Annotated in this window: 21 protein-coding genes; 4 read left to right on the forward strand and 17 right to left on the reverse strand. The window is 72.5% G+C overall.

Annotation, left to right across the window (positions count from 1 at the left end; translation table 11 throughout):
- Window positions 1-32: 32 nt before the first annotated feature.
- Genes D9598_RS15725 through D9598_RS15765 form a run of 9 tightly spaced genes read right to left on the reverse strand, consistent with a single transcriptional unit; the run spans window position 33 to window position 10,277 of the window.
- Window positions 33-1,409, reverse strand: coding sequence for an MmgE/PrpD family protein (locus D9598_RS15725; protein ID WP_198367496.1), 1,377 nt, complete (start codon window positions 1,407-1,409; stop codon window positions 33-35).
- 24 nt (window positions 1,410-1,433) lie between these two features.
- A complete protein-coding gene (locus D9598_RS15730) occupies window positions 1,434-2,348 on the reverse strand; it encodes an SDR family NAD(P)-dependent oxidoreductase (RefSeq protein WP_370592054.1) in 915 nt (304 codons plus the stop codon).
- A 21-nt stretch (window positions 2,349-2,369) separates the two neighbouring features.
- A complete protein-coding gene (locus tag D9598_RS15735) occupies window positions 2,370-2,768 on the reverse strand; it encodes a Zn-ribbon domain-containing OB-fold protein (protein WP_198367497.1) in 399 nt (132 codons plus the stop codon).
- Window positions 2,769-2,772: 4 nt separating this feature from the next.
- Window positions 2,773-3,945 carry a thiolase domain-containing protein gene (locus D9598_RS15740; RefSeq protein WP_198367498.1) on the reverse strand — a complete coding sequence of 391 codons (1,173 nt, stop codon included), beginning with the start codon at window positions 3,943-3,945 and terminating at the stop codon, window positions 2,773-2,775.
- 31 nt (window positions 3,946-3,976) lie between these two features.
- On the reverse strand, window positions 3,977-5,002 hold the full coding sequence (locus tag D9598_RS15745) for a tripartite tricarboxylate transporter substrate binding protein (protein ID WP_198367499.1): 1,026 nt from the start codon (window positions 5,000-5,002) through the stop codon (window positions 3,977-3,979).
- 52 nt (window positions 5,003-5,054) lie between these two features.
- Entirely contained in the window at window positions 5,055-6,230 is a 1,176-nt protein-coding gene (locus tag D9598_RS15750; protein ID WP_232477316.1) for an acyl-CoA dehydrogenase family protein, read from the reverse strand.
- Window positions 6,227-7,306 carry an acyl-CoA dehydrogenase family protein gene (locus tag D9598_RS15755; protein ID WP_198367500.1) on the reverse strand — a complete coding sequence of 360 codons (1,080 nt, stop codon included), beginning with the start codon at window positions 7,304-7,306 and terminating at the stop codon, window positions 6,227-6,229. The genes D9598_RS15750 and D9598_RS15755 overlap by 4 nt, the downstream gene beginning before the upstream one ends.
- The gene (locus D9598_RS15760; RefSeq protein ID WP_198367501.1) at window positions 7,303-8,151 is read right to left on the reverse strand and encodes a MaoC/PaaZ C-terminal domain-containing protein; all 849 of its coding nucleotides are present in this window, start codon (window positions 8,149-8,151) and stop codon (window positions 7,303-7,305) included. The genes D9598_RS15755 and D9598_RS15760 overlap by 4 nt, the downstream gene beginning before the upstream one ends.
- A complete protein-coding gene (locus D9598_RS15765; protein WP_370592055.1) occupies window positions 8,148-10,277 on the reverse strand; it encodes an acetate--CoA ligase family protein in 2,130 nt (709 codons plus the stop codon). The genes D9598_RS15760 and D9598_RS15765 overlap by 4 nt, the downstream gene beginning before the upstream one ends.
- A gap of 279 nt (window positions 10,278-10,556) precedes the next feature.
- Here D9598_RS15765 and D9598_RS15770 point away from each other — a divergent pair, with 279 nt between their 5' ends.
- Window positions 10,557-11,768 carry a serine hydrolase gene (locus D9598_RS15770; RefSeq protein ID WP_198367503.1) on the forward strand — a complete coding sequence of 404 codons (1,212 nt, stop codon included), beginning with the start codon at window positions 10,557-10,559 and terminating at the stop codon, window positions 11,766-11,768.
- A 9-nt stretch (window positions 11,769-11,777) separates the two neighbouring features.
- Here the strand turns inward: D9598_RS15770 and D9598_RS15775 are convergent, their stop codons facing one another.
- The 3 genes from D9598_RS15775 to coxB are packed head-to-tail and all read right to left on the reverse strand — an operon-like array spanning window position 11,778 to window position 15,387.
- Window positions 11,778-12,152 (reverse strand): hypothetical protein, encoded by a 375-nt coding sequence (locus tag D9598_RS15775; RefSeq protein ID WP_198367504.1) that lies wholly within the window; start codon window positions 12,150-12,152, stop codon window positions 11,778-11,780.
- Entirely contained in the window at window positions 12,149-14,659 is a 2,511-nt protein-coding gene (ctaD, locus tag D9598_RS15780) for a cytochrome c oxidase subunit I (protein ID WP_198367505.1), read from the reverse strand. The genes D9598_RS15775 and ctaD overlap by 4 nt, the downstream gene beginning before the upstream one ends.
- Window positions 14,656-15,387 (reverse strand): cytochrome c oxidase subunit II, encoded by a 732-nt coding sequence (coxB, locus tag D9598_RS15785; RefSeq protein WP_198367506.1) that lies wholly within the window; start codon window positions 15,385-15,387, stop codon window positions 14,656-14,658. Before coxB ends, ctaD begins: the two co-directional genes overlap by 4 nt.
- Before the next feature lie 30 nt (window positions 15,388-15,417).
- Here coxB and D9598_RS15790 point away from each other — a divergent pair, with 30 nt between their 5' ends.
- Complete coding sequence (locus D9598_RS15790) at window positions 15,418-15,912, forward strand: DUF2231 domain-containing protein (RefSeq protein ID WP_198367507.1); 495 nt, start codon at window positions 15,418-15,420, stop codon at window positions 15,910-15,912.
- On the opposite strand, the gene D9598_RS15795 is transcribed toward D9598_RS15790, so the two are convergent.
- Both D9598_RS15795 and D9598_RS15800 read right to left on the reverse strand, forming a co-directional pair.
- Window positions 15,879-16,382: a CopD family protein gene (locus D9598_RS15795; RefSeq protein ID WP_198367508.1), complete on the reverse strand. Its 504-nt coding sequence runs from the start codon at window positions 16,380-16,382 to the stop codon at window positions 15,879-15,881. The two genes, D9598_RS15790 and D9598_RS15795, sit on opposite strands and share 34 nt — an antisense overlap.
- A 1-nt stretch (window position 16,383) precedes the next feature.
- Window positions 16,384-17,118 carry a cytochrome c oxidase assembly protein gene (locus tag D9598_RS15800; RefSeq protein WP_198367509.1) on the reverse strand — a complete coding sequence of 245 codons (735 nt, stop codon included), beginning with the start codon at window positions 17,116-17,118 and terminating at the stop codon, window positions 16,384-16,386.
- Between the two features lie 174 nt (window positions 17,119-17,292).
- On the opposite strand from D9598_RS15800, the gene D9598_RS15805 reads away from it, so the two are divergent.
- On the forward strand, window positions 17,293-18,621 hold the full coding sequence (locus D9598_RS15805) for a carbohydrate porin (RefSeq protein WP_198367510.1): 1,329 nt from the start codon (window positions 17,293-17,295) through the stop codon (window positions 18,619-18,621).
- Here D9598_RS15805 and D9598_RS15810 read toward each other — a convergent pair.
- The 3 genes from D9598_RS15810 to cobD all read right to left on the reverse strand — a co-directional run bounded on the left by D9598_RS15810 (window position 18,618) and on the right by cobD (window position 22,430).
- A complete protein-coding gene (locus tag D9598_RS15810; protein WP_198367511.1) occupies window positions 18,618-21,041 on the reverse strand; it encodes a helicase-related protein in 2,424 nt (807 codons plus the stop codon). The two genes, D9598_RS15805 and D9598_RS15810, sit on opposite strands and share 4 nt — an antisense overlap.
- Window positions 21,042-21,093: 52 nt before the next feature.
- Window positions 21,094-21,303: a hypothetical protein gene (locus tag D9598_RS15815; protein ID WP_198367512.1), complete on the reverse strand. Its 210-nt coding sequence runs from the start codon at window positions 21,301-21,303 to the stop codon at window positions 21,094-21,096.
- 116 nt (window positions 21,304-21,419) lie between these two features.
- Complete coding sequence (gene cobD, locus D9598_RS15820; RefSeq protein ID WP_198367513.1) at window positions 21,420-22,430, reverse strand: threonine-phosphate decarboxylase CobD; 1,011 nt, start codon at window positions 22,428-22,430, stop codon at window positions 21,420-21,422.
- A gap of 21 nt (window positions 22,431-22,451) precedes the next feature.
- Between cobD and cbiB the strand changes: the two genes are divergently transcribed.
- Window positions 22,452-23,444, forward strand: coding sequence for an adenosylcobinamide-phosphate synthase CbiB (cbiB, locus tag D9598_RS15825; protein WP_198367514.1), 993 nt, complete (start codon window positions 22,452-22,454; stop codon window positions 23,442-23,444).
- Window positions 23,445-23,576: the final 132 nt, after the last annotated feature.

A 23,576-nucleotide genomic window follows, 5' to 3' on the forward strand; every position in this document is an offset into this window, starting at 1 on the left:
ATCCTCGATCGAATGGTCCATCTCGCTATCCTTCAGAGCGCCTCGGCCGGGCTGCGCAACAGGGGGGAAATGTCGTTCAGGCGATCGAGCCCGGAGATGGTGTCGGCCAGCGCCCCGGCCGCCTGCGGCCCCAGCACGGCATCGGCCAGGCCGCTGAACTTGGCGCGCAGCTCCGCCTCGGTCAAGAAATTGTCCGGCTCGCCCTTGGGCACGATGACCTTGCGCGTGAAGGTCTCGCCGCGCGCCCTGACGGTCAGCTTGCCGGACATATTGGCCGGGAACTCGGCCTCGATCTCGGGGTCGTTCTCGCAGCGCACCTTGCGCATCATGGATCTGATGGAAGGGTCGCGCAGCAGCGCGTAGCTGTCCCAGCCCATGGCGCCGGTGCTCAGCGCCGTGGCGATGACGAAGGGCCCGCTGAACTGGCCATCGACGATGTTCTGCGGATCGGCCTTGCGGTCGGCGGGTTCGCCCACCAGCAGCATGCCGGCGCGGGAAATGCCGAGCGTGACGCCCTCGATCTCCTCGGCCTTCAGGTCATGCTCGGCCCGCAGCGCGAGGGCCGCGTCGATGCCGGCATGGCCCCAGCGGCAACTTGGATAGGGCTTCACGCCGGTCTGCATCAGTTCCCAGACCTGGCCGAGATCCTGCAGCACGCGCCCTGGCTTCGGATCCGGCGCGTAGGAGCGCAGGAAGCCGTGCTTGCCCTCGATGGCATCGGCGGCGCCCTTGAAGCCCTCGCGCGCGAGAGTGGCGGCGGCGAGGCCCGCCATGCCGGCCCAGCCGACCTGGAACCGCTTGGTCCACGCCCCGTTGGCCAGGAACTGCAGGCTGCCGGCGCATTGGCTGAGCGCGATTCCCAGCGCCGAGGCCATGCCCGCCGCATCCAGCCCGAAAACCCGCCCCGCCGCCGCCGCCGCGCCGAAGGCGCCGCAGGTCGCGGAGGGATGGAAGCCCCGATCGTAATGCGCGCCCGCCGGCAGCGCCAGGGCGAGGCGCAGCGCCACCTCGTAGCCGGCGACGATGGCCACCTGCACCTCGGCGCCCGAGGCGCCGGTCATCTCGCCCGCCGCCAGCGCCGCCGGAATGACCGGCGCCCCCGGATGCACCACGGCGACCGCATGCGTGTCGTCGAAATCGAGCGAATGGCCGAGCGTGGCGTTGATCAGCGCCGCCCCGGCCGGGCTGTAGGTCGCCGTATCAGCGAAGACCCGGCTCTCGCCCTTGTCGAGGCCCAGCGCCTTCACCGCGGCGAGGAGGGCCGGGGTGCTCTCGGCCTCCTTCCGGGCGCGGACGATGTTGCCGACCAGATCGAGCACCAGGGCGCGGGTCCGCGCCGCCACCTCGGGTGGCAGCGCCTCGGCCCGCAGACCGGCGGCGAAAGTGGCAAGCTCATGGGTGATGCGCATGGTTTCCTCCGCCGCCAGGATGGATCAGACCGGGTCCCAGGAGAAGACGTCGGGGCTCCGGTCGAGCGGCACGGCATGGCCGCGCAGCGCCGGCCAGGCATGTTCCGCGATGAGCTCCGGCGTCCAGCCTTCCGAGCGGTGGGCGCTGCGCACCGGGCGGGGCTGGCTGAAGATGAAGAGCTCGTTGTTGCGGGCCGCGAAGATCTGGCCGTTCACGTCCTTCGCCGCGTCGCTGGCCAGGAAGACCGCCAGGGTGGCGTTCTTCTCCGGCGTCATGCGCTTCAGCTTCTCGACCCGGGCCTTCTGCTCCGGCGTCTCGGCCGGGATGGAGCTGGTCATGCGGCTCCAGGCGAAGGGCGCGATGCAGTTGGACCGCACGCCGAAGCGCTGCATGTCGAGGGCGATGGACTTGGACAGCGCCGCGATGCCGAGCTTGGCCGCCGAATAGTTCGCCTGGCCGAAATTGCCGATCAGGCCCGAGGTCGAGGTCATGTGCACATAGGCGCCCGAGCCCTGGGCGCGGAAATGCTCGGCCGCGGCGCGGGAGACGAAGAAGCTGCCGTTCAGATGCACGTCGATGACGGCGCGCCACTCCGCCTCGGTCATCTTGTGGAAGATCTGGTCGCGCAGGATGCCGGCATTGTTGACGACGATGTCAACGCGGCCGAAGGCCTCGATGGCCGAGGCGACGATGCGGCGGGCGCTGTCCCAGCCGGCGACGCTGTCGGTGTTGGTCACCGCCGTGCCGCCGCGCTGCTCGATGATGCCCTTGGTCTGCTCGCCCGGCGTGGCGGAGGTATCGCCCTCCCCGCTCAGCGAGGCGCCGATGTCGTTGATCACGACCTTGGCCCCGGCCTGGGCCATGGCCAGGGCGATCTCCCGCCCGATTCCGCCGCCAGCGCCGGTGACGATGGCGACCTTTCCTTCCAGCATGGACATGGATCGTTTCCTCTTCCTGGCTCAGACGGGCGTGAACATGGGCACGGGCTGGCCGTCGCCCTCGCTGGGCACGAAGGTGACGCGCACCTTCTGCCCGACCTCGATCCTGTCGAAGTCGCAATCGACGATATTGGTCATGATGCGCGGCCCCTCGGCCAGCTCCACATAGGCGATGGCATAGGGAACCTTCGCGCGCATGATGCTGAAGGTATAGATCGTGCCCTCGCCGCTGGCCGGCACGAACTCCACCTCGCCCTCATCATCGAAGGGGCAGATGGGGCGCGGCGGGTAGTGCACCTTGCCGGTCTTGGTGTTGCGGCCGATCAGAAGCTTGCCGTCCCGCGCCGCGTCCCAGAAGGGCCTGGTGGAGACGTCCGGGGTCGGGCTCGGCGGCACGCGCTTCGGGGTCTGTTCGCTCATGGCCTCACTCCCTCTCCAGGATCAGCGTCGCGCTGCCATGGCGGGTGCCGAGCGAGCCGCCCGTGCCATGCGCCAGCGCCAGGTCGCAATTCTTCACCTGCACCGCCGGATGCGCCTCGCCGCGCAGCTGACGCACCGCCTCGATCACCTTGGTGATGCCGCCGCGATTGGCCGGGTGGTTGTTGCAGAGCCCGCCGCCATCGGTGTTGAAGGGCAGCTTGCCGACGCCCGAGATCAGGTTGCCGTCGGAGACGAACTTGCCGCCCTGGCCACGCTCGCAGAAACCGAGGTCCTCGAGCTGCAGCAGGACGGTGATGGTGAAGCTGTCGTAGATGCTGGCGTACTTGATGTCCGCCGGCCTGACGCCCGCCATCTCGAAGGCGCGGGCGCCGGAGTAGCGCGCGCCGGTATAGGTCAGGTCGAGCTGCCCGCCCATCTGGTGCTTCACCGTCTCGCCGGCGCCGCGCACCGTGACGACAGGCCGCTTCAGGCTGCGGGCGACCTCCGGGCTGGTGACGATCAGCGCGCCGCCGCCGTCGCTGATGACGCAGCAATCGAGGCGGTGCAGCGGATCGGCCACCAGCGGCGAGTTCACCACATCCTCGACCGTCACCACCTTGCGCAGCATGGCATGCTCATTGTGCTGCGCATGGTGCGAGGCGGCGACCTTGATCCAGGCCAGCTGCTCGCTGGTGGTGCCGAACTCGTACATGTGCCGGCGGGCGCACATGGCGTACATGTTCGCGATCGCCGCGCCATAGGGGTATTCGAACTGCACGTCGGGCTGCGCGGGATTGCCGGCGCGCGGCGCGGTGCCGGTCGCCATGCCCTCGGCGCGCGGCCGCCCGGCCAGCGTGATCAGCGCCACGCTGCACTTGCCGAGGGCGATGGCCTCGGCCGCGTGGGCCACATGCGCCAGATAGGAGCAGCCGCCGAGATCCGTGGCATCGACATGCTTCAGCCGGTCGAGGCCGATATAGTCGGCCATGCTCAGCGGGCCCATGCCGGGCGCGTCGCCGGCACAGAAATAGGCGTCCACGTCGCGGCGGGTCAGCCCGGCGTCGCGCAGCGCCCCCAGCGCCACCTCGGCATGGAGTTGCGCGGTGCTCTTGTCCTCGGCCTTGCGCGTCGGATGCTCATAGGCGCCGACGATGCAGGCCTTGCCTCGGATACTCACAGGCAGCCTCTCCTTCTCATGCGTTCCATACTCATTGCACCACGATACGGCCGGCCCGCGCCACCTCGGCCCAGCGCGCGATCTCCTCGCGGATGAAAACCTCGAAAGCCTGCGGCGTGGTGCCGCCCTCCGGCGTCAGCCGTGGCTGCTCGGCGGCGAAGTCCTGCATCCGCCGGGTCCACCCCGCCTCGCGCACCACCGCATCGATCTCGCGTCCCAGCCGCGCCACGACGGGCGCCGGGGTCCTGGCCGGCGCCTGGATGCCGAACCAGGAGACCGCGTCGAAATCCGCGATCCCCGCCTCCTGCAGCGTCGGCACGTCCGGCAGCACCGGCGAGCGCATGGCGCTGGTCACCGCCAGCGCGCGGATCTGCCCCTCGCGGATGAAGTTGAGCGCCGAGGGGATGTTGTCCATCGCCAGCTCGATCCGGCCGGAGACCAGTTCGGTCAGCATCGGGCCCGAGCCGCGATAGGGCACGTGCTGGATGTCGATGCCGGTGCGCGCCTTAAGCAGCTCCATGCAGGCATGCGGGCTGCCGCCGATGCCGGAGGTGCCGTAGTTCAGCCCGCCGGGGTCCTTCCTCGCCGCCGCGAGCATGCCGGCGATATCGGTGATCGCCATCCCCTTCGCCGCCAGCACGACATTCGCGACGCGCGTCACCAGTCCGACGGCGGCGAGGTCCTTCGGCTGGTAGGGCATGCGCGACCCGTAGGCGGCGTAGTTGATGGCCGCCGTGCCGATCGAGGCCATCAGGATGGTGTAGCCATCGGGCTCCGCCTTGGCGACCGCGTCGGCGCCGATATTGCCGCCCGCCCCGCCGCGGTTCTCGACCACCACCGCCTGGCCGAGCCGCGCCGAGAGCTGCTCGGCCAGCAGGCGACCGATGAGGTCGGTCGTGCCGCCGGGCGGGAAGGGGATGATCATGCGGATGGTCCGCTGCGGCCATGTGCCCCCCTGGGCGTCCGCCGTGGTGCCCGGCTGGGCGCGCGCCACGGCCGGCAGGGCGAGCAGGCCCGCGGCTGTCAGAAGGCCGCGGCGGTTCGGGGCGATCGGCATCATTCCTCCTTCCGCGCGGGGCGGCCTTGTCACCGGCCGCCTCCGCCGCGCATCAGCCGGGCAGCTCCAGCACGTTCTTGGCCAGGATGCCGCGCTGGATCTCGGAGCTGCCGCCGTAGATCGTCGTCGGCCGCGCCTCGATGAACTGGCCGGAGGGGTGGAGATCCCGGTTGCCGCCCATCGGCTCCAGCAGGCCGGCATTCTCTCCGGCGATGTCCATCATCACCTCGGTGATGCGCTGGAACAGCTCGGCCTGATGCAGCTTCAGCATGGACACGTCGGGGCCAAGCGATTCGCCGCGCCGCAGGATGGCGACATAGGTCTCGTAGAGCGCCTTGTGGTCCTCGAGATCCAGCCGCAGCCTCGTGTAGCGCTCCTGGAAGTCCGGCTCGTCGAACACGCCCATCCGCTCGGCCAGGTTCTTCAGGCGGCCCAGCGCGTAGCCCGACTGGCGCGGCGAGCCCAGGAAGATGCGCTCGAAGCCGAGCAGCGCCTTGGCCATGCTCCAGCCCTTGTTCGGCTGGCCGACCAGGTTCTCCCGCGGCACGCGGACATTGTCGAAGAACACCTCGCAGAACTCGTCATGCAGGCCGAGATTGATGATCGGCCGCACCGTCACGCCCGGCGTCTTCATGTCGATCAGCAGGAAGCTGATGCCTTCCTGCTTCTTCGCCGTCTTGTCGGTGCGGACCAGGCAGAAGATCCAGTTGGCGTCGGTGGCCAGCGTGGTCCAGATCTTCTGGCCGTTGACCACGTAGTGGTCGCCATCCAGCACCGCCTCGGTGCGCAGCGAGGCGAGGTCGGAACCCGCGCCCGGCTCGGAATAGCCCTGGCACCAGATGTCCTCGCCCGCCAGGATGCGCGGCAGGAAGCGGCTCCGCTGCGCCTCGGTGCCGAAGCGGATCAGCAGGGGGCCGAGCATGATCACGCCGTGATCGGGCAGGCGCGCCACGCCATGCCGCTCATACTCCTCGATCAGGATGATCTGCTTGGCGGCGCTGAGGCCCATGCCGCCCAGCTCGCGCGGCCAGCCCGGCGCCACCCACCCCTTGGCCTTGACCTTCTCGAACCAAGCCTGGCCCTGCTCCCAGTGCAGCCGGTGCTGCGGATTCCGCAGCTCGGCGGGATACTCGCTCTCGACGAAGCGCCGCACCTCGGCGCGGAATTCCTCGTCCGACAGCGCATCCCAGTTGGTGCCGGCGGAACTCATCTCGGCGGACTGGCTCATGCCTCTTCCTCCCGCGCCTCGGCGGCAAAGCGGCGGCGGTGCAGCGCCGCCGGGCCGAACTGGTTGAACAGCACCATGGTCTTGCGGAGATAGAGGCTGATGTCGGCCTCGTCGGTGTAGCCGATGCCGCCGTGAAGCTGGATCGACTGCTTGGTCACCAGCATCGCCGTGTCCGAGGCGCGTGCCTTGGCGCGGGAGACGGCGGCGCGGCGCGCGGCGCGCGGCGAACCCTCCCGGTCCAGCGTGGCGGCGGCGGATTCGATGCTGGCGCGCGTCAGGGCGAGCTGGATCTTGAGATCGGCGGCGCGGTGCTGCAGCGCCTGGAAGCTGCCGATCGGCTTGCCGAACTGCTGCCGCGTGCGGAGATAGTCCAGCGTGACCGTGAAGGCCTGATCGGCGACGCCGAGCAGGTAGGCGGCGGTGCCGAGGGCCGCCTCGTCCAGCGCGTCCTCCACCTCCGCCACGGCGACCGTGCCGAGACTCTCCCCGCCGGACGGGCGCAGCGTGCCGAAGAACCCGCCATCCTGCGTCTTCTCCAGCGTCAGGTCGGCCCCCGCGCGCGGCTGCAGGCGCAGCGACAGCCCGTCGCCCTCGCGCACCGGCACCAGGAAGGCCTCGGCGCCGCCGGCCTGGCCGATGAACAGGCGCGGCGCATCGGCGGTGCCCGGCACATCCAGCCGCCCGGCGGCCTCCTGCCAGGCGGTCAGCACCAGGGCCTCGCCGGAGAGCAGCCGCGCCAGCGGCGCCTCCGCGCCCACGGCCGAGAGCAGCCGGGCCGACAGCGCCGCGCCGACCAGCGGCTCCGGCGCCAGGGCCGCGCCGAGTTCCTCGGCCACGGCGCAGAACTCGCTCATGCCGAGCCCGGCGCCCCCCCGCTCCTCGGGCACGCGAAGGCCGATCCAGCCCTGCTCGCCCATCTGCCGAAGCACGCCGGCATCGAAGCCCGGCGCCTCGAAGCGCAGGGCGCGGATGCGCTTGCGGTCACCACCGCGCGGCGCGAGGCCGGCCGCGCTGTCGCGGATCATGCGAATCGATTCGGCCCGCTCCTCCGCCGCCTGATCGAGCGCCGCGCTCATGCGAAATCCGCCTTGCCGTTGTTGACCACCACCACGTCGCGCTCGACCACACGGGCGCGGAAGGCGCCGCTCTTCCAGATCTCGGTGCGGATCGTCTCCCCGGGATAGACCGGCGAGGAGAAGCGCAGCGCCAGGCCCTTCATCGCCGCCGCATCGTAGTTGCCGAGTTCGCGCACCAGCGCGTGCGTCACCACGCCGAGTGTGCAGAGCCCGTGCAGGATTGGCCGCGGGAAGCCCGCGCGCGCCGCGATATCGGGGTCGGCGTGCAGCGGATTGTCATCGCCGTTCAGCCGGTAGTACAGCGCCTGTTCCGGCCGCGTCGCCAGGTCCAGCGTGATGTCGGGCGCCGTCTCCGGCACCGGATGGACCGGCTGCACCGGGCCCGCCGGGCCGCCGAAGCCGCCGTCGCCGCGCAGGAAGGTGGTGCTGCCCGTCACCGCCAGCAGCGCGCCGGTCGCCGCGTCGGTGATCTCCTTCTCGGAATAGAGCAGCGCGCCCTTGCCCTCGCCCTTGTCGACGATGCCGGTGACGCGGGTGCGGCCGATGACCTCGCCATCGACCGGCAGCGGGCAGTGCAGGGTGATGCGCTGCTCGCCATGCACCACCTTGACCGCATCGACACCGGTCTCGGGATTGGCCAGCCAGAAGCCGGGATGGGCGATCACCACCGCCATCGAGGGCATCACGCGCAGGGCGCGGTGCGCGTCGACATAGTCGAGCTGCCGCTTGTCCATCGGGTCCTGGCCGAGCCCGATGGACAGGGCGTAGAACACGGCGTCGCGCGGCGTCACGCGCTGCCGCACCTCGGGGATCGGGAAGTTGAGAAGCTTCTCGTAGTCGATCACGCTTGGTCCTCCGCGATGTCGATCACCGCATCGGCGGCGAAGGCGCCCTGCCCCTCGGGCATGGCGAAGACGGGGTTGAGGTCGATGCCGGCCAGGCCGGGGCCGGCCTGGTGGGCGAAGACGGACAGGCGCGAGAGCATGGCGGCCAGCGCCTTGATGTCGGCCGGCGGGCGGCCGCGGGCACCCTGCAGCAGCGGCGCGCCGCGGATCGAGCGGATCAGCGCCTCGGCCTCCGCCTCGCCAAAGGGGCAGCGGCGGAAGGCGACGTCCTTCAGCACCTCGACGAAGATGCCGCCCAGGCCGAACATGGCGACCGGGCCGAAGACCGGGTCGCGATGCACGCCGAGGATGCATTCGACGCCGCCCGAGAGCTGCTTCGCCACCAGCACGCCCTCGATGCGCGCCCGCGGCGCCGCCTCCGCCGCGCGCCGCTTCAGCAGGGCGAAGCCCTCGCGCACCGCCTCGGCCCCGGTCACGTTCAGCAGCACGCCGCCGATCTCGGACTTGTGCAGGATGTCGGGCGAGAGGATCTTCAGCACCACCGGATAGCCGAAGCCCTCGGCGGCGGCGACCGCCTCCTCCACCGTGGCGCAGGCGCGCTCGGGCGCGGCGGCGATGCCGGCCTCGCCCAGGATGCGCTTGGCCTCGGCCTCGCTCGGCGTGCTGGACGGCAGGGCGACGGGCGGCAGGGCCGGTGGCGCCGCGGGCGCGGCGGCGGCGAAGGCGTCGCCGAAGCGGCCCATGGCCTGGATCGCCACCACGGCGCGCGAGGGATCCTCGAAGACGGTGAAGCCGTCGCTCTCGAACTCGCGGATCTGGTCGGGATTGGCGAGGATGGACAGGACGAAGAGCCGGTCCGGATGCGCGCGGCGCACCGCGCCCAGCTCGCGCCGGAGATGCGGCGCGACCGAGGCGGCGCCGCCGGTGTGGGTGAAGAAGCAGAGCGCCGACTTGTAGCCGCCATCGACCACCATGGACTCGGCGAAGCGGCCGACCAGCGTCAGGTCGTTCAGCGCCTGGGCCGTGCAGTCCACCGGGTTCTGCGGCGCCGAGAAGGGCACCAGGCCGCGCAGCTTCTCCTGCGCCGCCTGCGGCATGGGCGGCATGGCGAGGCCGGCGGCCTCAGCCGCGTCCGAGATCAGCACGCCCGCCCCGCCGCTGATGGTCAGCACGCCGAGCGTGTTGCCCACCGGATAGATGCGCTGCGTCGCGAGCCGCGCGATGTCGAGCAGTTCCTCCGTGGTGCGGGCGCGCACCACGCCGTACTCGGCCAGCACCGCGTCGGTCACGGCGTCGTCGCCGGCGATGGAGGCGGTGTGCGACTTGGCGGCGGCGCTGCCCACGGTGCTGCGCCCGACCTTCATCATCACCACCGGCTTGCGGTTCCGGCGCGCCAGCTCCAGCGCGGCGAGGAAGCTCTTCGCGTCGCGGATGCCCTCCGAATAGGCGGCGATCACCTCGGTCCCGTCATCCTGCGCCATCCAGCCGATCATGTCGCCGACATTGAGGTCGGCCTCGTTGCCGGTGGTGACGCAGCAGGAGATGCCGAGCCCGTGGTCGCGCGCCATGCCGAAAAGGTGCATGCCATAGGCGCCGGACTGGCTGGCGATGCCGATCGGGCCCGGGGTCGGCATGCCGCGCTCGAGGCTGGTCGAGAAGGTGCCGAAGAAGGCGGTGCGGGCATTGAACAGGCCGAGGCAGTTCGGCCCCAGCACGCGCATGCCGTCGGCGCGGGCCCGGGCCACGATGCGCGCCTCGGCCTCGGCGCCCGCCTCGCCCATCTCGGCGAAGCCGGCGCTGAACATGATGGCCGCCTTGACGCCGCGCGCGCCCAGCTCCGCCATGGTCGGCGCCACGGCGGCGGCCGGCACGGCGACGATGGCGACGTCCGGAACCTCCGGCAAGGCCGCGACCGACTGCCAGGCGGGCAGGCCCTGGATCAATCCGCTCTTGGGGTTCACCGGCAGGATCTTGCCCTGGTAGCCGGCCTCCAGCATCGAGGCGATGGGGCGACCGCCGATGCGCGTGGCATCGGCCGAGGCCCCGACCACCGCCACCGAGCGTGGCGAGAGCAGGGCCGAGAGCGCCTCCATGGGCAGCGCGTCCTGGGCAGTCGTGTCTGGCACCGGCGGCATCCTTGTCCGGGCGGGAGGCCGCGCCGCGCCCTCGGCCCGGCCGCCGCCACCCGCCTGCTTTCCTTCCCCGGGCCCGCCCGGCTGTGGACCGGCCCCTCTGAACTTGGCGCGCAGGCTAGACGCCTCCCCGCATCTATTCAATATGCGGAATACCATTCCGATGCGGGAAGATCGGGGCTCTCAAAGCCCCCCTTGGGGCCCCGTGGGCTCGACGCGGCGAAGCGGCTGGCGCAGGATCCTCCTCCCTCTTTCCGGCCGTGGAGCCCGCCCATGGATCTCGTCCCGCCCGAGAGGCTCGGCCTCTGCCCGCAGCGCCTGCGCCGGATCGAGGGATGGGCGGAGCGGCTGGTGGCCGAAGGCAAGCTGCCCGGCCTCACCACCATGGTCGCCCGGCGGGGGCGGGTCGCGCATCTGCACAGCACGGGCCTGGCCGAGATCGCGTCCGGCACGCCGATGCGGCCGGAGACCATCTTCCGCATCTATTCCATGACCAAGCCGCTCACCAGCCTGGCCATCCTGATGCTCTATGAGGAAGGCGGTTTCCAGCTCGACGATCCCATCACCCGCTTCCTGCCGGACTTCGCGAACATGCGCGTCTGCACCGGCGGCGCGCGCGGCCGGCTGGAGACGGTGCCGGCGCGGCGCGACATCACCTTCCGCGACCTGCTGACCCACACCTCCGGCCTGACCTACGGCTTCATGCAGGCGACACTGGTCGACGCGCTCTACCGGGAGCGCGGCGTGGACTTCCAGACCGCCGAGAGCAGCCTGGCCGCGGTGGTGGCCGAGGCCGCGCGGCTGCCGCTGATCGCCCAGCCTGGCGAGGCCTGGAACTACAGCATCGCCACCGACGTGCTGGGCCATCTGGTGGCGGTGATCTCGGGCGAACCCTTCGAGGTCTTCCTGCGCCGGCGCGTCATCGAGCCGCTCGGCATGGTGGATACCGACTTCCACGTGCCGCCGGAGAAGCATCACCGCCTCGCCGCCAACTACGCCCACGGCCCGGACGGCCTTGCCGTCATCGATGCGCCGGCCGGCAGCCGCTACCTCCGGCCGCGCGCGGTCTGCTCGGGCGGCGGCGGCCTGGTCTCCACCGTCGCCGACTACTGGCGCTTCTGCCAGCTCATGCTGAACAAGGGGGCGCTCGAGGGCACCCGCCTGCTCGGCCGCAAGACGGTGGCGCTGATGACCGCCAACCACCTGAACGGCGACATGGCGGCGATGGGCCAGGCGCGCTGGTCGGAATCCACGGCCGAGGGCATCGGCTTCGGGCTGGGCTTCTCGGTCATGCTCGATCCGGCCCGGGCGCAGATCCTCGGCACGCCGGGCGAATATGCCTGGGGCGGTGCCGCCTCCACCGCCTTCTGGATCGATCCAGCGGAGGAGATGGCGGTGATCCTGATGACCCAGCTCACCCCTTCCTCGACCTGGCCGATCCGGCGCGAGCTGCGCGTGCTGAGCTATCAGGCGGTGATCGACTGAGGGGCGCCCTCACAGGCAGTCGGAGGCCAGGAACACCGGGAGCCCCGTCCAGAGCGTCGCCATCAGGCCGAAGGCCGCGCCGCCGATGGCGAGGACGCGGCGGAACTGGCGCTCGCCATTGTCGAGCGGCCCGGGCGCCCAGGCCCAGGCCAGCAGCCCCGCCAGCAGCAGCAGGTGCAGGCCCCAGACACCCAGCGCCACCAGCCGCTGCAGGCTGAGGCCGAACCCGCCCGCCCCGTCCCAGGGCCGGTCCCAGCCCCAGGCGCAGCCCAGCGAGACGGCGACGTAGAGCGCCAGGAAGGCGAGGCTCCAGAGGATGAAGGCCCCGGTGGCGACCAGGATGCCCGGAACGCGGCTCTGGACGGTGCGCCCCGGCGCGCTCATGGCGCGGCCAGCCAGGGCCAGAGTTGCAGCAGCAGCAGCGCCGCCACGCCGGAGAGGGCCGTATAGCCCTGCCACAGCCCGGTGTTGCGCGGCGCCAAGTCCCGCAGCGCCGAGACATAGCCCGCCCGGCAGCGCGCCAGGGTGAAGCCCGCCATCACCGCCCCCAGCCCGGCATGCAGCGCGACGTACAGGCCGAGGACCAGCGCCGTCGCCGCATAGGCATGGCCGGTGAAGTCCTGCCCCCGCCAGAGCGGCAGGGCCGCGAAGGCGAAGGCGGCCAGCAGCCCGGCCAGGGCGCCGAGGCCCATGAGCCAGGAACAGGCCCCGGTTCCGCCGCGGCGCAGGCTGGCCCGGGCCAGCAGCGTCGCCAGCGGCGCCGCCAGCAGCCCGGCGAGGCCGAGAGCGGAGAGCCAGGGATCGAAGGCCAGCAGCGCCGGCGGCGGCCAGCCGGGCGCGACCAGGGCGAGGAACAGCGCGCCGAAGGCCAGCGAGGCGAAGAAGGCGGCATCGGCCACCAGTAGCAGCCCCATGCCGAGGAAGCCCGGCTGGGCCGGCGCCACCATGTGCAGCGGCAGGAAGAGCCCCTCCCCCGCCGCCACCCGCGCCGGATCGCGCCGCGCCCCCAGGCTCCAGCACCAGATCCAGCCGACCGTCAGCACGCCGGCGAGGCCGAGGCCGGTCAGCCAATAGGCCTTGAGCAGCAGGCCCAGGAAGCAGAGGGCCGTGGCCAGGCCAAGCGCCAGCGGCAGGAAGCTCGGGCGCGGCAGCAGGATGACCTGCTCCGGCCGCCCGCTCACCGCCTCGACGCCCAGCGTCTCCATCCAGCCATGCCGGGGCGTGCCGAGGACGTGCATCCCCACCGCCGCCTCCTGGCCGAGGCGCGGGCGGTCCGCCAGCGGGTCGCGGCTCTCGGCGGGCGGCAGGCTGGCGAAGTTGTAGCTCGGCGGCGGCAGCGGCATGGCCCATTCCAGCGTCTCCGCGCCCCAGGGGTTGCGCGGCGCGCGGCGGCCGAAGCGGCGCAGCAGCAGCATGTCCACGGCGAAGAGGGCGAAGCCGATGGCGCTGAGGAAGCCGCCCACGGAGGAGAGCAGGTTCAGCCAGTCCCAGCCGATGCCGGCCGGATAGGTATAGACCCGGCGCGGCATGCCGAGCAGCCCGGTCAGGTGCATCAGCAGGAAGGTCATGTTGACGCCGATGAAGACCAGCCAGAAGGCGGCATGGCCCAGATGGTAGATGGGCATCCGCCCGGTGACGTGCGGCAGCCAGTAGTAGGCGCCCGCCATCAGCGGGAAGACGAAGCCGCCGATCAGCACGTAGTGCAGGTGCGCGACGACGAAGTAGCTGTCATGCACCTGCCAGTCGAAGGGCACGGCGGCGACCATCACCCCGGTCAGCCCGCCATTGACGAAGATGAAGAAGAAGCCGAGCAGATAGAGCATCGGCAGGTCGAAGCGCGGCCGGCCCTTCAGCAGCGTGGCCAGCCAGGCGAAGATCTGCACCGCCGTGGGGATCGCCACCGCCATGCTGGCCGCGGAGAAGAAGCCCAGCGCCATGTGCGGGATGCCGACGGCGAACATGTGGTGCACCCAGAGGCCGAAGCTCAGGAACCCCATGGCGACCAGGGCCAGCACGATCCAGTTGTAGCCGACCAGCCGGTGGCGGGCGAAGACCGGCAGGATGGTCGAGATCACCCCCGCCGCCGGCAGGAAGATGATGTAGACCTCCGGATGGCCGAACAGCCAGAAGAGGTGCTGCCAGAGCAGGGGGTCGCCGCCGCGCGTCGGGTCGAAGAAGGGCAGGCCGAAGGCGCGCTCCACCTCCAGCAGGATGCTGCCGAGGATCAGCGGCGGGAAGCCCACCAGCATCATCACCGCCGTCACCAGCATGTACCAGGCGAAGATCGGCATCCGCGCCAGCGACATGCCCGGCGCGCGCATCTTCAGGATGCTGGCGGTGATCTCCACCGCCGCGCTGACCGCCGAGATCTCGACGAAGGTGATGCCGAGCAGCCAGACATCGGCGTTGATTCCCGGCGTGTAGGTCGAGGAGGAAAGCGGCGTGTACATGAACCAGCCGCCATCGGGCGCGATGCCCAGCAGCATGGCGAGGATGATGAAGCCGCCGCCCAGCAGGTAGCACCAGTAGCCATAGGCGGAGAGGCGCGGGAAGGCGAGGTCGCGCGCGCCAAGCATCTTCGGCAGCAGGTACATCGCCAGCCCTTCGAGCATCGGGATGGCGAAGAGGAACATCATTACCGTGCCGTGCATGGTGAAGACCTGGTTGTAGAGGCCGGGCGGCATGAAGGTGTTGCCCGGCGTCGCCAGCTGGGCGCGGATCAGCATGGCCAGCACGCCGCCGATGGCGAAGAAGACGAAGGCCGTGACCATGAAGCGCAGCCCGACCACCGTGTGGTTCACGGCGGCGAGGCGGCCGAGGCCGGGCGGCGTGCCCCAGATCGCCTCCAGCGCGCGGTGGCGGCGGATCGGGTCGGGCGGAAGGGCGTTCATGGGCTGCGCTCCGGCACCGGATTGGCGGTCGGGGTGAGGCGCAGCCCGGCCAGGGCGGCGGCATAGTCCTCGGGCGCGTGGGCGCGCACGCGGAAGCGCATCCGCGTGTGCTCCAGGCCGCAGAACTCGGCGCATTGCCCCTCGTAGAGGCCGGGCGCGTCGGCCTGCAGGCGCAGCAGGTTCTCATGGCCCGGAATGGCGTCCAGCTTGCCGGCCAGGCGCGGCACCCAGAAGCTGTGGATCACATCCGCCGCCGTCAGCCGCAGGTCGACCGGCACGCCCACCGGGATGTGCAGCTCGTCGGTGGTGCGGATGGCGCGCCCCGCCGCGTCGTACTGCGTGAAGGTCCAGAACCACTGCCGCGCCTCGCCCTCGGCGCGCACCACGCGCGGGCCGGGATGCGGCAGCAAGGCCTCCCCCGCGCGCAGCGAGACGACCAGCAGCACGGCCAGCACCGCCAGCGGGAAGGCCAGCCCGCCACCGGCCAGGAAGCGCCCGGCATCCAGGCCGCGCCCGCGCCGGCGCGGCAGCACGGCATAGAGCGCGAGGCCGCAGACGCCGAGCAGGATCAAGCTGGCGCCGGCGAACATCACCCACCAGAGCGTGGCCACCGCCGCCGCGCCGGGCCCCGCCGGGTCGAGCACCGACTGGGGGCCGGAGCAGGCGGCGAGAAGCGGCAGGGCCGCCGGCAACCCCACCCGCCAGCCGCCGCTTAAAGCCGCATCCACGCCACGCCGCAGCCGGGAGGGCCGTGCCTCATGTCGAATTCGATTCCTGAACTCAGCGGCGACGCCGTCGGCTCCAAGGTCGCCGTCGCGGGTCATCCGATCCATGCCATGCTGGTCGCCTTTCCGATCGCGCTGGTGATGGCGACACTGGCCTGCGACGTTTTCTACTGGTGGTCGGCCGATCCCTTCTGGGTCCGGGCCGGGCTGTGGGCCAGCGGCGCCGCCTTCGGGCTTGGCCTGCTCGCCGGCCTGTCCGGCACCGCCGAGCTGCTGCTGGTGCGCGACATCCGCCGCCACAGCGCCGGATGGACCCATTTCGTGGCCGCGGTGATGCTGCTCTCCGTCGCCGGCGCCAACTGGGCGCTGCGGCTGTTCGAGGGGGGGCCGGCCGAGCTCGGCACGCCCCTGCCCTGGGGTCTGTTCCTCTCGGTCCTGGCCGCGGTCTTCGTCGGGCTGGCGGGCTGGCATGGCGGCAAGCTGGTGTTCGAGCATCAGATCGGCCTCATGCTCTCGGGCGACGACTGATAGAGCTCCTGCCCCTTCCCCGGCTGGCGCAGCCAGTCGGGGAAGACGCCGTCGCCGATCCCGGGCTTGCCCAGCACCAGCAGCAGCACCACCAGGATCAGCAGGCAGGCGGTGACGATCATCAGGATGCTGCGCCAGCGCGCGTAGCAGCGCTCCGGCTCCGCCAGCAGCCCGAGCACATGGCCGCAGTACATGTGCAGCGCCACCATCCCCCCCACCACCATCAGCTTCAGGAAGAGCCAGGGCACCAGCACGCCATAGGCGAAGATCAGCCCGGTGCCGGTGGTGATGGCCAGCACCGCCGCCGGCGAGACGATGGCGCGGTAGCCGACCCAGGTGAACTTCCAGAGCTGCCTCAGTTGCGGCCCGGACGGATGGCGGGCACGGCCGATGAAGAGGCTCGGCAGGAAGATCAGCCCGGCGCACCAGACGCAGAGCGTGGCGATATGCGCGGCCTTCAGCCAGGCCATCTCAGGCATCCCGCTCAGGCGCCGCCTCGTCCAGCCAGCGTCCGGCGCGAACCAGGGCGGCGAGCAGGTAGATCAGGCTGGCCGGCACCCACATGATCAGCCCGGCGAGCTGCTGGTCCTGCAGGGGCGAGAAGCCCCAGGCCTGGGTGGTGGCGAGATGCGGCGCGTAGAGCGCGGCGGGGGCGAAGGTGATCAGCGCGCCGAGCAGGCCCATCTGCGCCATCATCGCCAGCAGGCCGGAGACATAGGGCCAGGCCTCGTCCCGCCGGCCGAGGGCGGCGGCCCAGAACGTCAGCGCGCTGCCCAGCAGCGTGGCCTGCATGCCCCAGTAGACCGCGTCGCCCGACAGCGCGGCGGCATAGGCGGGCGGCGCGTGCCAGAGCCAGAGGATGACGACATGCAGAGGCAGCGCCAGGGACAGCCAGGCCCCGGCCCGCCGCCGGGTGCCGTCGCGCAGCGCCAGGGCGAGAAGCGGCGCCGCGACCCCGATCAGCAGGACATGATGCAGCGTGCGGGCGGCGAACAGAGCCGAGCTCAGCGCGCAGAGCGGCGAGACGAAGGCGACGACCAGGACCAACCAGGCCAGCAGCGCCATGCCACGCCGCGGGGCCGGCCGCAGCAGCGCCCACCCCAGGAGCAGCGCCAGGCCGGTCAGCAGGAGTGGGTCCGTGTTCCAGCGACTCCAGGCCTCGGCCGGCCCGGGCCCCGCGCCGCAATAGGGGATCGCATCCCACACCTCGCCTCTCCCCCGACTCTGCGTATCCTGGCGGCCAATGCGAGGCGGCGATGAAAGTTGCGGAAGCTTAAGTTTTAACCTCAGGTTGCTTTATGCTGGAATAATGCACGCGCCTTCACCGCCACCGGGGGCGCCCCCTTGGCCTGCCGCCGTCCGTATCGGGAACCGACCTCCATGCCGATCTCCACCGGGAGCCGCCGAGGCGCGCGTCGTGCCACCCTGCTCGTCGCGGTGGGCCTCGCCGTGCTGCTGGCGCCGCCGCTGCGGGCGCAGGAAGCCCCCGATCCCACCGAGGCCTGCGACGATCATGTCCTGGCCTCCGGCCTCTGCCTGGGCGCCGAAGCCCTGGCGGACGGCTTCGTCAATCTCGACGGCGGCCTGCGGCGGGGCGCCGCGGCGCTGGGGCAGGTGAAGCTGACCCTGCTGGCGGATCTGGACCGGATGGCGGGCCTGCGGGGCTGGAGCATCGGCCTCGGCGCCTATGCGCTGGTGGGGCGCCGCCCGACCGAGACCCTCACCGGCGGCCTGGCCCCGGCCAGCGGCGCCGAGGCGCTGCCGACCACCGCCCTGGCCGATGCCTGGGTGCAGTACGCGGTGCCGGGCCGGGCCTCGCTGCGGGTCGGGCAGATGGCGGCGGACAACGAGTTCGCCCGCGCCGACGCCGCGGAATACCTGGTGAACAGCACCTTCAGCTGGCCGGTCGCGCTCACCGAGGCGCTGCCCTCGGGCGGCCCGGCCTATCCTTTCGCCGCCCCCGGCCTCCGGCTCAGCCTGGCCGATCCCGACCAGGGCAGCGGCCTGCGCCTGGCGCTGTTCTCCGGCGATCCGGGCGGGCGCTATGGCGAGGAGACGGAGCCGCAGCGGCACAACCGCTACGGTATCAACCCGAGCTTCACCGGCGGCGCGCTGATGCTGGCGGAAGCCGTGGTCGGCGCCGACAGGCCGGGCGAGGCCCCCCGCCCCTGGGTGCTGCGGCTGGGCGGCTGGTACCACAATGGCGGCTTCGACGATGTGCGGCGCGACAGCGCGGGGCGTTCCCTCGCCGATCCGCGCGCCGGCGCGCCGCGCCGCTACGGGCAGAACTATGGCGGCTATGCCATCGGCGAGGTCGCCCTCGGCCCGGTCGCGATCTTCGCGCGCGGCTTCTACGCGCCGCCCGGCCGCAACACGGTGACGGCGCAGGGCGATCTCGGCCTGGCCTGGCGCGACCTGCCCTGGCGGCCGCAGGACACCCTCTCGCTCGGCGTCTCGCAGGCGCATATCGGCCGCGAGGCGCGGCGGCTGGACCGCGAGACCGCCTTCGTCACCCGCTCCGCCTGGCCGGAGCGCAGCCACGAGACGGTCGTCGAGGTCAACTACAACCTCCCCCTCGGCGCGGTGGAGATCCGCCCCCTGGTGCAATGGATGCTGAACCCGGCGGCGGGAGCGGCGGAAGAGCGGCGGGGCAACCGCGCCCTGTCCGATTCGCTGCTGGTCGGCCTGCGCCTGCAGATCACGCTCTAGGACCGGGGGGCGCTCCGGCCGGCCCGATCCGGCGCGCTCCGCCCCACCGCCTTGCCGCGCCGCTGCTGGCGCAGCACGGCCTCGATCCAGTCGTCGAGCCGCGCCGTCTCCAGCTCCGCCTCATCCCGGTCCGGATAGGCGGCGGCGAAGCGCAGCGCCAGCCAGCGCCAGGCGACCAGGCGCTTGTGCACCTTCTCGGCCTTCTGCAGCTCCTCGCCGCTGGCCTTGTCCGGCGGCGGCAGGCGCCCGGCCAGCGGCGGCCGCACCGGCCGCCCGGCGCCATGATCCACCGCCCAGCGCGCCAGGCGGGTGATGCCGTTGTCGCGCTCGTCCACCGGGCAGAGGGCATAGGTCCAGCGATCCATCAGCGACAGGCCGGCGACGCCGTCGATGGCGGCGGCGATGGCCATGGGCTGCGTCAGGTCGGCCAGGCGGTAGTTGGGATCGTCCTTGCGCAGAACGGCGCGCTTGATGCGCGCCAGCACGCCGAACAGGCTGTCCGAGCCGATCTCCTCGGCGACCGCGGCGATGATCTCCGCATCCGGCTGCACCTGCGGGCGCAGTTCGGCGGGCGGCGCGGGCGGCGCCTCCAGCATGGCGCGCACGAAGTCCGGGCTGCCGGCCCCGGACAGCACCGCGACCACGCCGCCCTCATGGTGGCCGAAGCGCCCGGCGCGGCCGCCGATCTGCTTCACCTCCTGGCTGGTCAGGTCGCGCCGCTCCTCGCCATCGAACTTGCGCAGGGTGGAGAAGACGACGCGGCGGATCGGCAGGTTCAGCCCCATGCCGATGGCATCCGTCGCCACCAGCAGGTCGGCCTCGCCCTCCCGGAAGCGCGCCGCCTCGGCGCGCCGCACCTCGGGCGAAAGCGCGCCGTAGACCACGGCGACCTTGCGGCCGCGCTTCACCAGTTCCTCGCGCAGGTCCATCACGTCGCGGCGCGAGAAGGCCACCAGCGCGTCCCCGGCGCGCAGCGTGCCGAAGCCGACCGGCCCGCCGGCGGCATGCAGCGGGCTCTTGCGCTGGAGCGAGATCTCCTCGACCTCGTCGCCGCAGAGCGCGGCGATGCGGCGGACCATCGGGATGCATTCCGGCGCGCCCAGCACGAAGAGCTGGCGTGCCGGCACACCCATGATGGCGGCGGTCCAGGCGGCGCCGCGGTCGCGGTCGTGCAGCAGCTGCGCCTCGTCGACGATGGCGACGTCGACCGGCATGTGGAAGGGGCACATCTCCACCGTGGCGGCGAGGTGGCGGCTGCCGGGGGCCGGGATGCGCTCCTCGCCCGTGGTCAGCGCCGCCGCCACGCCCCGCGCCGCCAGCGCCTCGCGGAACTCGTGCGCCAGCAGGCGCAGCGGCGCCAGGGCCAGGCCGCTCTCCGCCGCCGCCAGCCGGTCGAGCGCCAGGTGGCTCTTGCCGCTGTTGGTCGGGCCGGTGACGATGGTGATGCGGCGGATCATCGCCCGCGCGGTGACGAAATGCGCCGCGTAGCGGTCCAGCGCGGCGACGCGGGCGATGGCGGCATTGGCCAGCTTGCCGCCCTTGCCGGCGGCGGCCTCGGCCCGGGCCAGGGCCCGGGGGTCGAGCCGCTCGCCGCCCGACCGGCCGGGCCGGGCCGGCTCGGCCGACGGAGCGGCGGCGCGCTCGGCCTCGCGCCAGGAGAACACCTCACGGCGCAGCGGCGCGATCTCGGCCGGGTCGAACTCCCAGCGCTCGCGCCGGCCCTTCGCCTCGCGCACGCGGCGCGCCACCGGAACCAGCCCGGCGCCGACCCAGCGCAGCGCCTCCCGCTCGGAGCAGCGCAGCAGGCCGGGCAGCGCCTCGATGCCGACGAGGCTCTTCTCCCAGGCCCGCAGCCGCGCCACCTCCTCGCGCCGCTTCGAGCGGGCGGCCGTCTCGGCGGCGCGCAGATCCCGCCGGCGCCCCTCCTCGAGCCGCTGCGAATCGAGCACGAAGCGCGCGGCCGTGGCGGCATCGAGCCCGTGCGCCTGGGCCACGGCGAGGGCCAGCGCCGCATGGCGCTCGGCCGGGAGGGCGGTGCCGGCATCGGCCAGATCACCGGCCACCGCCTCCAGCGCCAGCTCGGGCGTCCGGCCGGCGGCGCGCAGCCGGGCGGCGCCGGCGGCCTCCAGCGCGAGGCGCAGGTCGGCCTCGTGCGGCTCGGGGTCGGTCAGGGTGGCGGCGGCGGCCTCGGCCTCCTGGGGGCGCAGCCAGGGCTGGCCGGCGCGGCCGGCCATGTCGCGCATCGCCGCCGCCCAGCTCTTGCGCCGCACCTCCGCCAGCGCCTCGCGCACCGCCGCGGCATCGGCCGGCAGGCGGCGGGCGACGCGGCGGATGAGCTGCGGCATCTCCCGCTTCTCGACCCGCAGGCCGGAGGCCTGGATGGCGGCCTCCGCGGGATGGACGGGGATGTCATCGGTCATGCGGGGGTCTTATCGAAAACGCCCCCGCCTCGCCATGGCGGTCTCGGTGGGCTCAGGCGGATGCGTGCGCCTCTCTCGCGTGCCCCCCTGGCGACGACGCGGCGGCGCGGCTGTCCGCCTCTCCCCCGGCGGCGGCCGAGAGGGCCTCCAGCAGCCGGTCGATATCCTTCTGGCACAGGCCGGTCGCGGCCTTCCGCGCGTCGCGATGCGCGGCCATCAGCGCGACGATCTGGGCGGCGCCGCAGGAACGGTGATGGAACATGACGGGCTTCCCCTTCCGGTGAGGCGATGGGGCCATGCTAAGCGATAATGAGAATTACTCGCAATAACTTTCGGCGAGGACCCGGCGCTGCGCGAAGGGTCGTGAAGCGAATCGGTTCAGCCGCTTCCGGCGGGGCGCAGCGCCGCCTCCAGCCGCGCCCAGCCCGCCTCGTTCCCCGGCAGGCCGAAGCGCAGCCAGTCCGGCCGGGCGGCGAAGGCGCGGGTCAGGATGCCGGCCCGGCCCAGCCGCGCATGCCAGGCGCCGGCCTCGCCCCGCGCCAGCCGGAACAGCCGGGTGCCGCCCACCACCCGCAGCCCCGCGTCTTCCAGCAACCCGTCGAGCCGCGCCGCGTCCCCCGCCAGCCGTGCCGCGGCCGCCCGGCGCCAGGCCGCGTCCGGCAGGGCCGCCCGCCCGATCGCCAGCGCCGGGCCCGACACCGCCCAGGGGCCGAGCGCCGCGCGGATCGCCATCGCCCGTTCGGGCGCGGCCAGGGCGAAGCCCAGTCGCAGCCCGGCCAGCCCGTAGCTCTTGCCGAAGGACCGCAGCAGGATCAGCGCCGGGTGCGGCAGCAGCGCGGCGGCCGGCTCCGCCTCGCCGGGCTCCAGGTCGGCGAAGGCCTCGTCCACCACCAGCAGCCCGCCCCGCTCCGCCATGCGGTCGGCCAGGGCCCACAGGGCGGCGCGCGGCAGGCGGCGACCATCGGGGTTGTTGGGATTGCAAAGCAGGGCCGCGCCGCCGCCCGCCAGCGCGGCGGCCTCCTCGACCTCCTCGACCACCGTACCGGCGGCGCGCCAGCAGGCGGCGTGCTCGGCATAGGTCGGCCCGAGGACGCGCAGCCGGGGTTGCGGGAACAGTCGCGGCAGCAGCTGGATCAGCAGCTGCGTGCCCGGCGCCGCCGCGACCATCGCGGGGTCGGCGGCGCCATAGGCCGCGGCGGCCACGGCCCGCAGCGCCGCCTCGGCCTCCGGCTCGGGCAGGCGCGTGAAGGCCGTGGGCGGCAGGGGCGGCAGGGGCCAGGGGACGGGGTTGATCCCGGTCGAGAGATCCAGGAAGGGCTCCGGCGCGCCGGGAAAGCGCCGCCGCGCCGCGTCCAGCCGCCCGCCATGTTCCAAGCCATCCCGCGTCATGTTAGCCCCCCTTCCCGCGCCATGATCCTTCCCCCGCCCCCCGACTCGCTGCTGATCCTGGCCGGGGCGCTGCTCGCCGAGGCGGCTCTCGGCTACCCCAGGCCGCTCTTCGCCGCCATCCGCCATCCGGTGGTCTGGATGGGCGCGCTGATCGGCGGGCTGGACCGCCGGCTCAACCGGGAGGACCTGTCCTTCCGCCGCCGGCGCCGCCGCGGCGTGCTGGCGGTGGGCCTGCTGCTCCTGGCCTGCGGCCTTCCGGCCCTGCTGCTGCAGGCGGCGATCTTGGCCGGGCTGCCGAAGCCGGCGGCGCTCGGCCTGCTGGCCCTGCTCGCCGCCAGCCTGCCGGCCCAGCGCAGCCTGCACCAGCATGTGCTGGCGGTGGCCGAGGGGCTGGAGGACGGCGGCCTGGAGGGCGGACGGGCCGCGGTCGCCATGATCGTCGGCCGCAACCCCGAGACGCTGGACGAGGCGGGGGTCTGCCGCGCCGCCATCGAGAGCCTGGCGGAGAACTTCTCCGACGGGGTGGTGGCGCCCGCCTTCTGGCTGGGCGCCGGGGGCCTGCCGGGCGCCGTGCTCTACAAGGCGGTGAACACGGCGGACAGCATGATCGGCCATCGCTCGCCCCGACACGAGGCGTTCGGCTGGGCCGCGGCGCGGCTCGACGACGGGGTGAACCTTCCCGCCTCCCGCCTCGCCGCGCTCTGGCTCGTCCTGGCCGCCTGGCTCTCCCCCGGCTTCGACGCGGCGGGCGCCTGGCGGGCGGTGCGCCGGGATGCCGGCCGCCACCGCTCGCCCAATGCCGGCTGGCCGGAGGCGGCGATGGCCGGCGCGCTGGGCCTGCGCCTCGCCGGACCGCGCGTCTATGGCACGGAGCGGGTCGAGGACGCCTGGATGGGCGAGGGACGCGCCCGGGCCGGGGTGGAGGACCTGCGGCGGGCCCTCCTGCTGTACCGCCGGGCCTGCAAGCTGCAGCTCCTGGCAGTGCTGGGGATGGCAGCCCTGCTGATGGGCTGACTCAGGCAGCAGAGACCTCGCCATTTATTCAGAGTAAATACCAACAAACGAACGCCATTACCCTAGAAATCATGTCATGTAACAACCAGAAATTTCGAAATTCCATCACCTTGTCTGCATTGCACCGCACCA

Source organism: Roseomonas sp. KE0001, assembly GCF_016107285.1.
In the GTDB taxonomy this organism is placed as follows: Bacteria; Pseudomonadota; Alphaproteobacteria; order Acetobacterales; family Acetobacteraceae; genus Pseudoroseomonas.

Coding starts and splice junctions, on each gene's coding strand:
- D9598_RS15755 (WP_198367500.1), bottom strand. CDS start 7,306: ATGAGCGCGGCGCTCGATCAGGCGGCGGAGGAGCGGGCCGAATCGATT.
- D9598_RS15730 (WP_370592054.1), bottom strand. CDS start 2,348: ATGTCCATGCTGGAAGGAAAGGTCGCCATCGTCACCGGCGCTGGCGGC.
- D9598_RS15745 (WP_198367499.1), bottom strand. CDS start 5,002: ATGCCGATCGCCCCGAACCGCCGCGGCCTTCTGACAGCCGCGGGCCTG.
- D9598_RS15775 (WP_198367504.1), bottom strand. CDS start 12,152: ATGAGCGCGCCGGGGCGCACCGTCCAGAGCCGCGTTCCGGGCATCCTG.
- D9598_RS15750 (WP_232477316.1), bottom strand. CDS start 6,230: ATGAGCCAGTCCGCCGAGATGAGTTCCGCCGGCACCAACTGGGATGCG.
- D9598_RS15810 (WP_198367511.1), bottom strand. CDS start 21,041: ATGACCGATGACATCCCCGTCCATCCCGCGGAGGCCGCCATCCAGGCC.
- cobD (WP_198367513.1), bottom strand. CDS start 22,430: ATGACGCGGGATGGCTTGGAACATGGCGGGCGGCTGGACGCGGCGCGG.
- ctaD (WP_198367505.1), bottom strand. CDS start 14,659: ATGAACGCCCTTCCGCCCGACCCGATCCGCCGCCACCGCGCGCTGGAG.
- cbiB (WP_198367514.1), top strand. CDS start 22,452: ATGATCCTTCCCCCGCCCCCCGACTCGCTGCTGATCCTGGCCGGGGCG.
- D9598_RS15790 (WP_198367507.1), top strand. CDS start 15,418: ATGTCGAATTCGATTCCTGAACTCAGCGGCGACGCCGTCGGCTCCAAG.
- D9598_RS15725 (WP_198367496.1), bottom strand. CDS start 1,409: ATGCGCATCACCCATGAGCTTGCCACTTTCGCCGCCGGTCTGCGGGCC.
- D9598_RS15735 (WP_198367497.1), bottom strand. CDS start 2,768: ATGAGCGAACAGACCCCGAAGCGCGTGCCGCCGAGCCCGACCCCGGAC.
- D9598_RS15805 (WP_198367510.1), top strand. CDS start 17,293: ATGCCGATCTCCACCGGGAGCCGCCGAGGCGCGCGTCGTGCCACCCTG.
- D9598_RS15795 (WP_198367508.1), bottom strand. CDS start 16,382: ATGGCCTGGCTGAAGGCCGCGCATATCGCCACGCTCTGCGTCTGGTGC.
- D9598_RS15815 (WP_198367512.1), bottom strand. CDS start 21,303: ATGTTCCATCACCGTTCCTGCGGCGCCGCCCAGATCGTCGCGCTGATG.
- D9598_RS15770 (WP_198367503.1), top strand. CDS start 10,557: ATGGATCTCGTCCCGCCCGAGAGGCTCGGCCTCTGCCCGCAGCGCCTG.